Raw genomic sequence first — 13,891 nt, 5'->3', positions numbered from 1 at the left:
GGCGCCCGCCCCCGGCGCCGAGGCCCGGGCGGGGCGAGGAGGCGGCCGGATTGTTGTTAGGGTTCCCGGTCGGACGTGGACAGGGGATCGGGCTGGTGGGCGGCAGGGTGGATGCGGTCGTGGCGCCGTGCGGCGTGGTCGATCTGCGGGGCGAGGCCGGGGCGGGGTTCCTCACCGCCTACCCGGCCGACGCCGTCGTGGTGGTGTCCGGGCTGCCCGGGGCCGGGAAGAGCACGCTGCTGCGGCGCTGGTCCGGGGCGGCCGTCCGGGCCGTGGACCCGCGCACCGTGCACGAGGCCTGCGAGGCGGTGATGCCCGCCGCCCTGCCGTACACGGTGTACCGGCTGTGGGCCCGGCTGGTGCACTTCCGGCTGCTGCGCTCCTCGGTGCGCGGCGGGGGCCCGCTGCTGGTGCACGACTGCGGCAGCCGGGCCTGGATGCGGCGCTGGCTCGCCCGGGAGGCGGGTCGCCGGGGCCGCGAACTGCACCTGGTGCTGCTGGACGTCGGCGCCGCCACCGCGCTGGACGGCCAGCGGGCGCGCGGCCGGCACGCCTCCGCCCGGGTCTTCGCCCGCCACCGCCGGGGCCTGGAGCGCCTGTTGGCCGACTTCACCCGGCACGTGCGCTCCGGCGCCCCGATGCCGACGCCGGAGGCCGCGTCCGTGCTGCTGCTGGACGCCGTCTCCCGCTCCCGCGCCGAGGCCGTGCGCTTCGGGAGCGCCGCGGACTGACCGTCAGCCGCGAGCCCGACGCTCGGCTCTGCCACCGCGGTGGCCGGGGGGCCACGGGTGGGAACCGGCCCTCCGGGGCCCATGATCGTCACAACGCCCCCGCGACCGGCCCCGGCACTGCCAGACTGGGGGCGGCAGAGTCCGTCACGGAGAGAGGTCGCACCCCGCATGTCCACCAGCGCCGCCGTCGAGAACCCGTGGTTCCGCAGGTTCAACCCGTCCGACTCCGCGCCAGCCCGGATCGTGATCTTCCCGCACGCCGGCGGCTCGGCCAGCTACTACCTGGGGTACGCCAACGCGCTGGCGCCGCACGCCGATGTGCTCGCCGTCCAGTACCCGGGCCGGCAGAACCGCATCGCCGAGCCGACGATCGGCTCGGTGACCGGGCTGGCCGAGCAGCTCGCCCGGGAGCTGCGGGAGTGGATGGACCGGCCGCTCGTCTTCTTCGGGCACAGCATGGGCTCCGCCGTCGCCTTCGAGACCGTCCGGTGCTTGGAGCGCGACGGCGTGCCGGGGCCCGACCGGCTGATCGTCTCGGCCGGCCGCGCGCCGTCGCTGCCCCGGACGACCACCATCCACCAGCTGCCGGACGACGAACTGCTCGCCGAGATCTCCGCGCTCGGCGGCACGGACGACCGGGTCCTCGCCATCCCCGGCCTGCGCGAGCTGATCCTGCCGAGCCTGCGGGCCGACTACCGGGCCGTCGAGACCTACCGCAGCGCTCCGGACGCGACCGTGTCGCTGCCGATCACGGCGCTGGCCGGGGAGTCCGACGAGAACGCCACCGTCGACCAGGTCGGCCAGTGGGAGCGGCACACCACCGGGGGCTTCGACCTGCGGGTCTTCCCGGGCGGGCACTTCTACCTGGCCGAGCGGACCACGGACGTGGTGGAGGTGCTCACCGCACACCTGCGCGGCTGAGCCGCCCGGCCGTACGATCCGGCGCCGCAGCCCGGCAGGCCGCGCGCCCCGGACACCGCACCGGCCGTCGAACCCGGCTTCGAAACAATGTGCCCGGGTCGGTGCCCGGAGCGCGCCCGCTGGGCTACTGTGCCTGCTTGACGGATCGTCAACAGATCATCGGGAGGCAGCCGTGCGCCGGATCGCCGTTGTCGGAGCGGGCCAGGCCGGCCTCCAACTCGCGCTCGGGCTGGCGGCGGACGGGTACCGGGTGACGCTGGTCGCCGAGCGCACCCCGGAGCAGCTGCGCGGCGGCCGGGTGCTGTCCACCCAGGCGATGTTCGGCCCCGCGCTGCGGATCGAGGCGGCGGCCGGGCTGGACCTCTGGGCGGAGCGGGCGCCGGCCGTCTCCTCGGTCGAGGCGGTGCTGGCGGCGCCCCCGGGCGTACGGGCGCTGGAGTACACCATGACGCTGGACGAGCCCGCCCAGTCGGTGGACCAGCGGCTGAAGCTGGCCGGCTGGCTGGAGCTGCTGGCCGAGCGCGGCGGCGAGGTCGAGTACCGCACGCTGGACCGCGACGGACTGCACGAGCTGGCCCGCCGGCACGAGCTGACGGTGGTCGCGGCCGGGCGCGGCGCCCTGTCCGGGATCTTCGAGCGGGACGACGCCCGCTCGCCCTTCGACCGGCCGCAGCGGGCGCTGTCCTGCCTGTACGCGCACGGCGTCGGCGCGCCCGATCCGGCCGCCGGGCCGCGCGCCCGGATGAACGCCCTGCCCGGGCTCGGCGAGCTGTACCTGCAGCCGGCGCTCACCATCTCCGGGCCCTGCGACATCCTGCTCTGGGAGGCGCTGCCCGGCAGCCCGCTGGACGCGTTCGCCGACGCCCCGCCGCCGGACGTCCAACTGGCCCGGATCCGTGCGCTGTTGGCCGAGTACCTGCCCTGGGAGGCGGAGCTCTGGACGGAGGCCGAGCCGACCGACGCCGGGGCCGGGCTGTTCGGCGCGGTCACCCCGGTGGTCCGGCACCCGGTGGCGGAACTCGGCTCGGGCGTGGACGCCGTCCACGTGCTGGGCCTCGGCGACGCGGTGGTGGTGACCGACCCGATCACCGGCCAGGGCGCCAACAACGCGGCCCGGGCGGCCGAGGCCTACCGCCGGGCCGTCGTCGAGCACGGCGACGCCCCGTACACGGCCGACTGGATGTGCCGCACCGCCGAGCGGTTCTGGCAGCAACAGGCCCGCCACAGCGTGGAGTTCACGACCTCGATGCTGACCGTTCCGGACCACGTCCAAGCCGTGTTCGCGGCGGCCGCCGAACACCCCGAGGTCGGGCGCCGGCTCGCCAACACCTACGCCGAGCCGAGCGACCACGCCGCCTGGCTGGCCAGCCCGGAGCTGACCGCCGCCTACCTGGCCTCGGTCGGGAGCTGAGGCCTGCCGTCGCCCCCCGGACGCGGGTGCGACGACCGGCCCCGGCCGGCCGCACTTGCCCCCGGGCGGTCCGCGGGACGACCCTGGAGGGGAGGACGGCAACGGGTGCGGGAGGCGTCGCTCGTGGACGGACACGAGCCCGCGGGCCGGTCCGCCAGCGGCCACCGGAGCGTGCCGCACACGGCCGACCTGCGGATCGAGGCCTGGGCGCCGACGGCCGAGGGCTGCATCGGCGAGCTGGTGCACGCCCTCGTCGGCAGCTTCGCCGACCTCGCCGACGCGCGGATCGTCGGCGAGCGCGGCTGCACCGTCCTCGCCGCGAGCGACCCGGACCTGCTCGCGGGCGTCCTGGAGGAGGTCGTCTACCGGATGGACGTCGACGGCGAACTGCCGGTGGCGGTGGCGGTCGGCCCGATCGAGGGCCTGGACGGCGCCCGCCGGGTGACCGTCCGCTTCCGGATGGCCGACGCCGCGACCGCCGCCCTGGTCGGCGCGGTGCCGAAGGCCGTCTCCCTGCACGACCTGGACCTGAGCGCCGGGCCGGACGGCTGGACCTGCCGGGTCACCGTGGACGTCTGAGCCCGGCCCGAGCACAGCGGACCGGACCTGCGGGAGCGGGGTGAGCGAGGTGGAGATCGCACTGGTCGGGGCGGGCCGGTACCGCTGGCGGATCGAGCCGCGCCCGCCGATGCGGGTGCCCGGCGTGGTGTTCGCCAACGACGCGCTGCTGCCGCAGGCCGCCGGCGACAAGGCGCTGGAGCAGGTGGCGAACGTGGCGACGCTGCCCGGGATCGTCCGCGCCTCCTACGCGATGCCCGACGTGCACTGGGGCTACGGCTTCCCGATCGGCGGGGTCGCCGCCACCGACGTCGAGCGGGGCGGGGTGGTCTCGCCCGGCGGGGTGGGCTTCGACATCTCCTGCGGGGTCCGGCTGCTGGCGGCCGGCGTCAGCCGGGACGAACTCGACCCGGAGCGGATCGGCCGGCTGATGGACCTGCTGGACCGCACCGTCCCGCGCGGCCTGGGCCGCGGCGGCCTCTGGCAGCTGTCCGGACCGGAGGAACTGGACGAGCTCCTGCTCGGCGGCGCCCGCTACGCCGTCGACCACGGCCACGGCGTGCCGCGCGACCTGGAGCGGTGCGAGGACCGCGGCGTGCTGGCCGGCGCGGCCCCCGGCGAGGTGAGCACCCGGGCCGTCGAGCGCGGGCTGCAGCAGGTCGGCAGCCTCGGCTCGGCCAACCACTTCCTGGAGGTGCAGGCCGTCGACCGGGTGCACGACGCCCGGACGGCCGCCGCCTTCGGGCTGCGGCCCGGCCAGGTCTGCGTCATGATCCACTGCGGCTCGCGCGGCCTCGGCCACCAGATCTGCACCGACCACGTGCGCACCATGGACCGCGAGCTGCACCGCCACGGGATCGAGCTCCCGGACCGCCAGCTCGCCTGCACCCCGGTCGACTCCCCGCGCGGCCGCGCCTACCTGGGCGCCATGACCGCCGCCGCCAACTACGGCCGGGCCAACCGGCAGCTGCTCTCCGAAGCGGCCCGCCGGGCCTTCGCCACCGCGCTCGGCGTCGGGCTGGAGCTGGTCTACGACGTCTCGCACAACCTCGCCAAGCTGGAGACCCACGAGGTGGACGGCGAGCCGCGGACGCTGTGCGTGCACCGCAAGGGCGCCACCCGGGCACTGCCGCCCGGTGACCCCGACCTGCCCGCCGACCTGGCGGAGGCCGGGCAGCCGGTGCTCGTCCCGGGCACCATGGGCACCGCCTCGTACGTCATGGTCGGCCTGCCCGGCAACGAGGCCTTCCGCTCCGCCTGCCACGGCGCCGGGCGGGTGCTCAGCCGCCACCAGGCGCTGCGCACCGTGCGCGGCGAGCGGCTGAAGGGCGAGCTGGAGGCCCGGGGGATCGCGGTGCGGCCGGCCTCCTGGCGGGCGCTGGCCGAGGAGACCCCGCAGGCCTACAAGGACGTCGACGCGGTGGCCGCCGTCACCGAGGCCGCCGGGCTCGCCCGGCAGGTGGCCCGGCTGGTGCCGCTGGGCGTGTGCAAGGGGTGAGCCCGCCGAACCGGTCCGGGCGCGTCCCTCGACTCGCCCGGCCGGGCGCGCTTGGATGTCGGACGCGGCTGCCGCCGGAGCGCAGCCGTACGCACCCGTCACCGGAGCGCAGCCGTCACAGGAGGTCGTCATGCCGGGGAACCCGGACGGAACCGCGGACCACCGGGGCACCGGCGGCGGCCCGGTGATCGAACTGCGCTCGCTCACCAAGCGCTACGGCGACACGGTCGGCATCGAGGGCCTGGACGTGTCGGTCGAGGCCGGCGAGGTGTTCGGCCTGCTCGGCCCCAACGGCGCCGGCAAGACCACCACCCTGCGCTGCCTGGTCGGCCTGCTCGGCCCCACCGGCGGGCAGGTGCGGGTGCTCGGCCTGGACCCGGTGGCCGACCACCGCCGGCTGGCCCCCGCGATCGGCTACCTGCCGGGCGAACTGCGGCTCTACCCCGAACTCACCGGGCAGCGGACCCTCGACCTGCTCGCCGCCCTCCAGGGCGCCCCGGTGCCGGGCCAACGCGAGTTGTGCGAGCGGTTGAAGCTCTCCCGGGCCGACCTGGCCCGCCCGGTGGGGGAGTACTCGCGCGGCATGAAGCAGAAGCTCGGGCTCGTCCAGTCGCTCCAGCACCGGCCGCCGGTGGTGGTGCTGGACGAACCGACCGAGGGGCTCGACCCGCTGGTCCAGGAGACCTTCTACGAACTGCTCGCCGAGGAGACCGCGGCCGGGCGGACCGTCCTGCTCTCCAGCCACGTGCTGCCCGAGGTGCAGCGGACCTGCGGCCGGGTCGCCATCGTCCGCCACGGGCGGCTGGTCACCGTCCGGTCGGTGGCCGAACTGCGCCAGGCCCGGGCCCGCCGGGTCCGGCTGGTCCTCGACGACGGGCGCGGCGCCAGGCCGCTCGGCGCCGCCGAGCGGTGGTCCCCGCGCTGGGACGGCCCACGGGTCGAGCTGCTGGTGCCGCCGGACGAGGTGGTCGCGGCGGTGCGCACCCTGCTCGCCGAGCAGCCGGTGGCCGACCTGACGGTGGAGGAGGCGGGGCTGGACGAGGCATTCCTCGACCTCTACCGGTCGGTCGGGGCCGAGGAGCCCGTCCACGCCGGAGAGGCGGCCGGTGGCGGCCGCCGGCCGGAACCGGAGGAGCGGCCGTGAACCCGGGCACCGTCAACCGCCGCCTCCCGCTGGTCTGGCTCGCCCTGCACCGGCGCCGCCGGATGCTGCTCTCCCTGCTGTTCGGCATGGTCGTCTTCGAGACCCTGATCGTGGTGATCGCCGGGACCGTCCCGACCGGCGACCTGTTCGGCGCCGCCCGCCGCAACCCGCCCGGCGCGTTCCGGGCCTTCAGCGGCTCCAACGGCGACGTCTCCATCGCCAGCTACCCCGGCCTGCTCGGGGCCGGGCTCACCCACCCGTTCTGGATCGCCCTCCAGCTCACCGTGATCGGCTCGCTCGGCGCCGCGGCCGTCGCGGCCGACGTCGAGTCCGGCACCATCGAGCTGCTGATGACCCGCCCGGTCTCCCGCCGCCGACTGCTCGCCGAGCGGACCGGCGCCCTGGTCGCCGCCACCGTGCTGCTCAACACCGCCGCCACGCTGACCCTCGCGCTCGGGGTGGCGTTCTCCGCGCAGCTGCGCGCGGCCGTCCCGGTCGGCGCGGTGTTCACCGCCGGACTGCTCGGCTGCGCCCTCGCGTTCTGCCTGAGCGGGCCGGTGCTGGCGGTCTCCGCGGCCAGCCGGCGGCGGGCCCATGTGATCGGCGCGGCCGTCGCCTTCGGCGCCGTCGGCTTCGCGCTCAACTTCGTCGCGCTGGCCTGGTCCCCGGCCCGGCCGCTGCGCTACCTGAGCCCGTTCCACTACTACGCGCCGGGCGACGTGCTCGGCCACGGCGGGGTGCCGTGGGCGGCCTTCGGGGTGCTGCTCGGGGTGGGCCTGCTCGGGCTGGCGGCGGCCTTCCGGCTGCTGGAACGGCGGGACCTGGCGGTCTGAGGACGGGGTTCGGGTGAGGCATCGGCCTTCCGGTGCCCGGTGTCGCGTGGCCCGTCGGTTCGGACGGGCCGGCGCGTCTAGCGTCGGCGGCGTGAGCGCCGCGGCCGAGCCGGTCGCGGCGGAGATCACGGCACCCCTGGAGGCACACCCCATGGCCGACATCCTGTTCGTCCTGACCGGTGCGAGGGCCTGGACCCTGAACGACGGCACCGCGCACCCGACCGGCTTCTGGGCCGAGGAGGCGGTCGTCCCGTACCGCGCCTTCACCGAGGCCGGCCACCGGGTCGCCGCCGCGACCCCGGCCGGCGTCGTCCCGGTCGCGGACGGGGCCAGCCTGACCGACCCGGCGACGGCCGAGGAACTGGAGAAGATCGCCGAGTTCCGGAAGCCGCTGGTGCTGGCCGAGGTCGACCCGGCCGACTACGACGCGGTGTTCTACCCCGGCGGCCACGGCCCGATGGAGGACCTGGCGGTCGACCCCGACTCCGGCCGGCTGCTCACCCGGGCGCTGGCCTCCGGGCGCCCGCTCGGGGTGGTCTGCCACGGCCCGGCCGCGCTGCTCGCCGCGCGGGCCGAGGGCGGCGGCTCGCCCTTCGCCGGGTACCGGATCACCGCCTTCACCAACGCCGAGGAGGTCCAGGGCGGCCTGGCCGACCGGGCCCCGTGGCTGCTCCAGGACCGGCTGGTCGAGCTCGGCGTGGACTTCGAGGAGGGCGAGCCCTGGGCGCCGCACGTGGTGGTCGACCGCAACCTGGTGACCGGCCAGAACCCGGCCTCCTCGGGGCTGCTGGCCACCGAGCTGCTGAAGCTGCTGGACGCCTCGCAGGCGTAGGACTCATCCGGACGGGTGAGCGACGGCGGGGTTCCCGTCGATCGCTCACCCGTCCGGGTGGTTTGTCCCTGTCGGCGGCGCGGACCGCCGGCCGCCCGGGGGGGCGGGGGGGCGGGGCCCCACTGGGGGGGGGCGGGGGGGCTTTGACGTCCCGGGCGCCCCGCGGCCCCCCGCCTGGCGGTGGAGCCGGGGATCAGCGGCCGGACGCCGCCCGGTCGGGCTCCTCGGACGCCGTTCCGGGCTCCGCGGCGACAGTGGCGGCCGTAGCGGCCGTGGGAGCCGTGGCAGCCGTGGCGACCGCCCCGGCCCCGCCCGTACCGGGCTGCTCCGCCTCGGCCTGCCGCCGGCGCAGCCGGGAGCGGAACCAGAACGCCACGCGGACCACGACCGCGACGATCGCCGCGGAGATCAACTGAGGCTCCGGGACTGGATGGGGCGCATCGGAACTCCTGTGCTGGGGCGGGTCGGGGACGGGAGGGCGGTCGGGTCCGGCGTCAGGCCGCGCGTCCGCCGCGCAGCCCGGCGATCACGTCCCACAGCTGCGCCGGGGTCGCGAAGGTGTCGGCCACCAGCTCGCCGTCCGGGATGCTGATCCCGTACACCTGCTCCACCTGGACCAGGAGCTCGACCATGGCGAGCGAGTCCAGGCCCGCGGCGCGCAGGCTGGCCTCGCCGGTCAGCGGGCCGCGGGCGGCGAGCCGGGGCAGGGTCTGGAGCAGCAGCTCCTCGAAGGCCGTGTCCCACGGCTGGGCCTGAAGGGTCTCGTCGGTCATGGCGGTGCTACCTCCGTGCGGTGGATGGTTCGGTTGCGGGGGCGTGGGCGGGGGTGCCGTCGCCGGGCTCCAGGGCCCGGCGGTGCAGGGCCAGCCGGGTCGCGGAGACGACGCGGTCGCCGTCGACCAGCACCTCGGCCGGGGCCCGGTGGCCGAGGAAGCCGAGCAGGCTCGCGGTGAGTCCGTACGCGCCCACGTTGGGGACGGCGAGCAGGTCGCCGGAGCGGACCCCGGGCAGCTCCACGGCGCGGGCCAGGATGTCCGCCGGGGTGCAGAGCGGGCCGGCCAGGGTCACCGGCTCGGCCGGCTCCCCGGCCGCCGGGGTCCGGGCCGGGCCGGTCGGCTGGGCCCGCAGGGGCAGCAGCCGGCCGAGGCCGGACAGCCCCCCGAGGTGGTTGATCCCGGCGTCGAGCACCGCGTAGGTGCTGCCCCGGCTCGGCTTGACGTCGGTCACGGTGGCCAGCAGCCGCCCGCTGTCGCCGACCAGGTAGCGGCCGGACTCGAAGGCGACCACCGGCCGCCCCTCGCGCCAGCCGGGCAGGTTCTCGTCCAGCACCTCGGCCAGGGCCTCGCCCAGCCGCCGGTACACCGGGCGCTCGCCGGCCGTCGCGTACGGGCAGGCGAAGCCGCCGCCGAGGTCCAACAGCTCCAACTGGATGCCGAGCTGGTCGCGCAGGTGGGCGGCGGTGCGCACGCTCTGGGCCAGTTCGGCGATCAGGCCGTCCTCGTCCGCGGCGTTGGTCAGCGGGAAGAAGTGCAGCCCGACCACCCGGGTGCCGGCGACCAGCAGCCGCTCGGCCTCCTTCGCCAGCCAGTCCAGGTCGAAGCCGAACTGGGAGGGGCCGCCGGTCATCCGCAGCCCCGCGGTGCCCGGCGCGCCGGCGGCGTTGATCCGCAGCACGCAGTCGGCCACCGCGCCGTGGGCGGAGGCCGCCGCGCCGACCCGCTCCAGGTCCCCGAAGGACTCGACGGAGAAGGCGCGCACCCCGGCGCGGACCGCCTCGTCCAGCTCGGACGGCACCTTGCCCGGCCCGGAGTACAGCAGCTCCCCGGCCGGGTGCCCGGCCTCCAGCGCCGCGGCCAGCTCGCCGCGCGAGGTGACCTCGGCGTGCACGCCGGCCCGGCGCAGCTCGGCGACCAGGGCGGGGTGCGGGTTGGCCTTCAGCGAGTAGTAGATCCGGGAGGGCTGCGGCACGGCCTCGCGCAGGTCCCGGGCGGCGGCCCGGACCCGGGCCGCGTCGTAGACGTACAGCGGACTGCCGTACGCCGCGACGAGTTCGGGATCGGTGGGCGCGCCCGCGGTCACGGGCCCACCTCGGCACCCGGGCCGCCCGCGGCCTGCCACTCGGGCTCCGCCAGGATCTCCAGCACGGCACAGGTGCAGGTGAAGCCGGAGCCGCTGCCGACCAGCAGGACCTTGTCGCCGGGGCGCAGCGAGCCCGTCTCGGCGAGGTCGTTGAGCCCGGCGAACTGGTCGGCGGCGCCGAGGTGTCCGGCCCGGCGGGCGAACTCCCAGGTGGTGCGCTCCTCGGAGACCCCGAGCATCTTCTGCACCTGCCACTCCATCTTGCTGCGCCCGGTGGCCGGGATGACCGTCCAGGCCACGCCCTGCCGGTCGGTGCCGGCGTCCGCGAGGGCGGTGTCGATGGCCTCGCCGACCACGGCGATGAGCCGCTCGGTCGCCTCGCGCAGGGTGCCGTGCTGCTGCACGTAGTGGCCGACCCGCTCGGCGAGGCTCTGCTGCTCGCCGTTGGGCAGCGGCTCGAAGCCCTTGCCGCGGACCACGGCCTCCAGCGAGTTGTCCGAGACCGTCGCGGTGGACACCAGGCGGGCGAACCCGCCCTGGTTGTTCAGCACCAGCGCGGCGGCGCCGTCGCCGTAGACGATGCCCTGCTCCTGCCGCCAGCGGCGCATCAGCGGCGCGCCGAAGCGGTCGGCCGTGGTGAGCACCGCGCTGGTGCCGGGCTCCGCCGACGCCAGCCGGTGGGCGGCGAGCTCCAGGCCGACCAGGCCGGCGTTGCACTCCTGCTTGAGCTCCAGCGCGGTCACCCGGGGGCCGACGGCGTGGTTGGCCACGTAGGAGGCGGCCGGCCAGCCGTCGATGCCCTGGAAGTAGATGTAGCTGTGCACCAGCAGCGCGACGTCCTCCGGGGAGGCGCCGGAGCGCTTGAGCGCGGTGGTGGCGGCCTCCACCGCCATCTCGGGCGGCGCCACGTCGTCGGGGGCCACCCGGACCGACAGCAGGCCGTCGGCCTCGAACTGCTCGGGGTCGTACTCGCCCGAGTCGACGGCGGAGCGCGCGGAGACCGCCGGAGGCAGCCAGGCTCCGGTCCCCGACACGTAGATGTTTTGCCAGCGCATGGGGTCTCCATTCCTCGTGACGGACCGTCGGGCGATGGAGTCGTGCCTCACCCCGCCGTCCACGGCATCCTCCGAGCGCCAACTTGGGTGCCGCTAAAACCGGTCGCCGGCCCGCGGCCGGGCCGCGCACAAGCCCGGCTTCAGCCCGGCGGACCAGCCTGGGGGCCCGACGGCCCCGCGACCCGGGGCCCGCCCCTGCCCACGAACGGGAGCCGAGCCATGCCGCCATCCCCCCGGGACGAAGCGCCCCCGGACCCCCGCCGGTGGTGGGTGCTCGCGGTGCTGTCCGCCGCGCTGTTCGCGATCCTGCTCAACAACAGCCTGCTCAACGTGGCGATCCCGCAGCTCATCCGCAGCACCGGCGCGGGCATGTCGCAGGCGCAGTGGATCGTCGACGCGTACACCCTGGTGTTCGCCGGGGCCCTGCTGACCGCCGGGACGCTCGGCGACCGCTACGGCCGCAAGCGGGCCACCCTGGCCGGCACCGCGACGTTCGGGGCCGGCTCCCTGGTCGCGCTGTTCGCCGACGCCCCGTCCCACCTGCTGGTCGCCCGGGCCGTGATGGGGTTCGGGGCGGCGTTCGTGATGCCGGGCACCCTGGCGATCCTGGTGGACGTCTTCCCGGCCCGGGAACGCGCCCGGGCGATCGGTGTCTGGGGCTCGGTCTCGGCGCTCGGCGTGGCGGCCGGCCCGGTCCTGGGCGGCGCGCTGGTCGACCGCTTCTGGTGGGGGTCGGTGTTCGTGGTGAACCTGGTGCCGGCGGTGCTGGTGCTGGTGGCCGGCGCCGTGCTGCTGCCGGAGTCGGCCGATCCGGCCCCGCGTCCGGCCGACCCGGTGGGCGCCCTGCTGGGCGCCGGCGCGATGGCCGGGGTGGTGTACGGGGCGATCCAGGCCGCCGGGCACGGCTGGGGCTCGCCGGTCGTGCTGGGGGCGCTGGCCGCCGGCGGGGCCGCCGCGGTCGCCTTCGTCGCCTGGGAGCGCCGGCACCCGTACCCGATGGTGGACCTGGCGCTGCTGCGCAAACCGGCCTTCATCGGGGCCGGGGGCGGGAACATGCTGCTGATGATCGGCGTGGCCGGCACGTTCTTCGTGCTGACCCAGCGGCTGCAGTTCGGCCTCGGCCTCAGTCCGCTGCGGGCCGGCCTCGGGATGCTGCCGAGCGCCTTCTCGGTGGGCGTCGGGGCGTTCCTCTCCGGCCGGCTGACCCGCCGTCACGGCGCCCGCGGGGCGGTCGGCGCGGGGCTGGCGCTGGCGGCCGCCGGCATCCTGGTGGTCGGCCTGGTGGACGGCGGCTACCCGCCGGTGCTGGCCGGCCTGGTGGTCACCGGGATCGGCTTCGGGCTGGCCATGACGCCGGTGACGGACACGGTGATGTCCCTGGTGCCCGAGTCCCGTTCGGGCTCCGGCGCGGCCCTCAACGACACCCTCCAGGAGCTGGGCAACGCGCTGGGGGTGGCGCTGGTCGGCACCGTGCTCGCCCGCCGCTACGCGAGCGGGACGGCCGGGCTGCCGGAGCCGGCCGACCGCTCGCTGCACGACGCCCTGCAGCTCGCGGAGCACACCGGCGGCCGGGCCGGGGAGGCGCTCGCGGCCACGGCGCAGCGGGCCTTCGACCAGGCCGCGGCGGCCGGGCTCGGCACCGCCGCCGCGGTGGTGGCGGCGGGCGCGGTGCTCGGCGCCGTGCTGCTGCCGGGCCGGTCGGCGCCGCCGGCCGGAACGTCGGCGCAGGGCGCTCCTCCGCCCGACCCCGCGCGATCCTCGACGGTCCGTCAATCCGGCCCCGTAAGGTAATGATCAAGCGCGATTCGAGTGACGGGGGAAGGTCGCGCCTGCCTCCGTCACGTCTGCCTGCCCATTTCCAGCGGAGGTGTTTCCCATGACCGTTTCCAGAGGCTCGCTGCTGAGCCGGGCCATGTACGTCGGCCCACCGATCCGGACCCTGCACGAGGAGTACGCGAAGGGCGGGCGGATCGACGAACGGGCCCCGGTGGTCGCGGCGAGCGAGGTGACGGTGAACGCGCCGCCGGACGAGGTCTGGCGGGTGCTCACCGACGTGGCGGGCTGGCCGGGTTGGGTGCCGGGCGTCAAGGAGGCCGCCCTGGACGGCGCGGAGCCGGCCGCGGACCTGACCTTCCGCTGGGTGCTGAACGGCATGCGCATCCGCTCCACGCTGGCCGTGGTGACGCCCGGGCGGGAGATCGCCTGGACCGGCCGGCTGGCCGGTTCGCGGGGCGTGCACCGGTTCCAGCTGCGGCCGGCGTCCGGGGGCGGCACCGTGGTGCGCTCCGAGGAGTCGATCGGCGGCGCGCTGGTCGGCCTGTACTACAGCAGCGAGAAGTTGTCGGCGGTCCTGCGGGGCTGGCTGGGCGCACTGAAGAGCACGGTGGAGGGCGAGCGGTGAACACGACGACGACGGAACTGGCCCTGGCCTACAACCCGGTCTTCCTGGGCCTGCGCTTCCTGCTGGAGCTCTTCGCCCTGTACGGCTTCGGCGTCTGGGGCTGGCGCAAGGCGCCCGGCGCGCTGAAGTACCTGGCGGTGGTCGCGATACCCGTGGTGGTGGCCGTCGTCTGGGGCGACTTCGCCACCGCGGGCGACGAGGCCCGCAGCGGCGAGACCACCTTCGACACCCCCGGGCCGATCCGCCTGCTGCTGGAGTTCGCGGTGTTCGGCGGGGCGGCGGCAGGGCTGTGGCACGCCGGGATGCGCAAGGTCGCCCAGTGGTTCCTGATCGTGCTGGTCGTCTACCACGTCGCCGCGTACGACCGGATCTGGTGGCTGCTCCAGCACTGACCCGCACCGGCACGACGGCCCGCCCCTCCCGGGTGC

Annotated in this window: 15 protein-coding genes; 11 read left to right on the top strand and 4 right to left on the bottom strand. The window is 76.2% G+C overall.

From position 1 onward, the window contains the following. Positions 1 to 95 precede the first annotated feature (95 nt). The 8 genes from ABZW03_RS25080 to ABZW03_RS25045 all read left to right on the top strand — a co-directional run bounded on the left by ABZW03_RS25080 (position 96) and on the right by ABZW03_RS25045 (position 7,928). Entirely contained in the window at positions 96 to 731 is a 636-nt protein-coding gene (locus tag ABZW03_RS25080; RefSeq protein WP_355262400.1) for an AAA family ATPase, read from the top strand. 168 nt (positions 732 to 899) lie between these two features. After that, positions 900 to 1,652: an alpha/beta fold hydrolase gene (locus ABZW03_RS25075; RefSeq protein WP_355262397.1), complete on the top strand. Its 753-nt coding sequence runs from the start codon at positions 900 to 902 to the stop codon at positions 1,650 to 1,652. A gap of 172 nt (positions 1,653 to 1,824) precedes the next feature. After that, positions 1,825 to 3,063: a styrene monooxygenase/indole monooxygenase family protein gene (locus ABZW03_RS25070; RefSeq protein WP_355262394.1), complete on the top strand. Its 1,239-nt coding sequence runs from the start codon at positions 1,825 to 1,827 to the stop codon at positions 3,061 to 3,063. Between the two features lie 123 nt (positions 3,064 to 3,186). Continuing rightward, a complete protein-coding gene (locus tag ABZW03_RS25065) occupies positions 3,187 to 3,642 on the top strand; it encodes an archease (protein WP_355262391.1) in 456 nt (151 codons plus the stop codon). Between the two features lie 49 nt (positions 3,643 to 3,691). Next, complete coding sequence (locus tag ABZW03_RS25060) at positions 3,692 to 5,119, top strand: RtcB family protein (RefSeq protein ID WP_355262389.1); 1,428 nt, start codon at positions 3,692 to 3,694, stop codon at positions 5,117 to 5,119. Between the two features lie 130 nt (positions 5,120 to 5,249). Further along, a complete protein-coding gene (locus ABZW03_RS25055; protein ID WP_355262386.1) occupies positions 5,250 to 6,263 on the top strand; it encodes an ABC transporter ATP-binding protein in 1,014 nt (337 codons plus the stop codon). Next, a complete protein-coding gene (locus ABZW03_RS25050) occupies positions 6,260 to 7,096 on the top strand; it encodes an ABC transporter permease subunit (protein ID WP_355262383.1) in 837 nt (278 codons plus the stop codon). The genes ABZW03_RS25055 and ABZW03_RS25050 overlap by 4 nt, the downstream gene beginning before the upstream one ends. A gap of 151 nt (positions 7,097 to 7,247) precedes the next feature. Further along, positions 7,248 to 7,928, top strand: coding sequence for a type 1 glutamine amidotransferase domain-containing protein (locus ABZW03_RS25045; protein WP_355262403.1), 681 nt, complete (start codon positions 7,248 to 7,250; stop codon positions 7,926 to 7,928). Positions 7,929 to 8,121: 193 nt separating this feature from the next. Here ABZW03_RS25045 and ABZW03_RS25040 read toward each other — a convergent pair whose 3' ends face one another. The 4 genes from ABZW03_RS25040 to ABZW03_RS25025 all read right to left on the bottom strand — a co-directional run bounded on the left by ABZW03_RS25040 (position 8,122) and on the right by ABZW03_RS25025 (position 11,062). Then, the gene (locus ABZW03_RS25040; RefSeq protein WP_355262380.1) at positions 8,122 to 8,340 is read right to left on the bottom strand and encodes a hypothetical protein; all 219 of its coding nucleotides are present in this window, start codon (positions 8,338 to 8,340) and stop codon (positions 8,122 to 8,124) included. An 82-nt stretch (positions 8,341 to 8,422) separates the two neighbouring features. Continuing rightward, positions 8,423 to 8,701 carry an acyl carrier protein gene (locus ABZW03_RS25035; RefSeq protein ID WP_355262377.1) on the bottom strand — a complete coding sequence of 93 codons (279 nt, stop codon included), beginning with the start codon at positions 8,699 to 8,701 and terminating at the stop codon, positions 8,423 to 8,425. Between the two features lie 7 nt (positions 8,702 to 8,708). Continuing rightward, positions 8,709 to 10,007, bottom strand: coding sequence for a type III PLP-dependent enzyme (locus tag ABZW03_RS25030; protein WP_355262374.1), 1,299 nt, complete (start codon positions 10,005 to 10,007; stop codon positions 8,709 to 8,711). Next, positions 10,004 to 11,062 (bottom strand): ketoacyl-ACP synthase III family protein, encoded by a 1,059-nt coding sequence (locus ABZW03_RS25025; RefSeq protein WP_355262371.1) that lies wholly within the window; start codon positions 11,060 to 11,062, stop codon positions 10,004 to 10,006. Before ABZW03_RS25025 ends, ABZW03_RS25030 begins: the two co-directional genes overlap by 4 nt. Positions 11,063 to 11,281: 219 nt before the next feature. On the opposite strand from ABZW03_RS25025, the gene ABZW03_RS25020 reads away from it, so the two are divergent. The 3 genes from ABZW03_RS25020 to ABZW03_RS25010 all read left to right on the top strand — a co-directional run bounded on the left by ABZW03_RS25020 (position 11,282) and on the right by ABZW03_RS25010 (position 13,855). Further along, positions 11,282 to 12,853, top strand: a complete 1,572-nt coding sequence (locus tag ABZW03_RS25020; protein WP_355262369.1) for an MFS transporter — start codon at positions 11,282 to 11,284, stop codon at positions 12,851 to 12,853. Positions 12,854 to 12,938: 85 nt separating this feature from the next. Continuing rightward, a complete protein-coding gene (locus ABZW03_RS25015) occupies positions 12,939 to 13,463 on the top strand; it encodes an SRPBCC family protein (RefSeq protein WP_355262367.1) in 525 nt (174 codons plus the stop codon). Further along, a complete protein-coding gene (locus tag ABZW03_RS25010) occupies positions 13,460 to 13,855 on the top strand; it encodes a YrdB family protein (RefSeq protein ID WP_355262364.1) in 396 nt (131 codons plus the stop codon). The genes ABZW03_RS25015 and ABZW03_RS25010 overlap by 4 nt, the downstream gene beginning before the upstream one ends. Positions 13,856 to 13,891 lie beyond the last annotated feature (36 nt).

The sequence above is a fragment of the Kitasatospora sp. NPDC004799 genome (assembly GCF_040609095.1).
GTDB lineage: Bacteria > Actinomycetota > Actinomycetes > Streptomycetales > Streptomycetaceae > Kitasatospora.
This window is presented reverse-complemented; position numbering and strand designations above follow the sequence as displayed.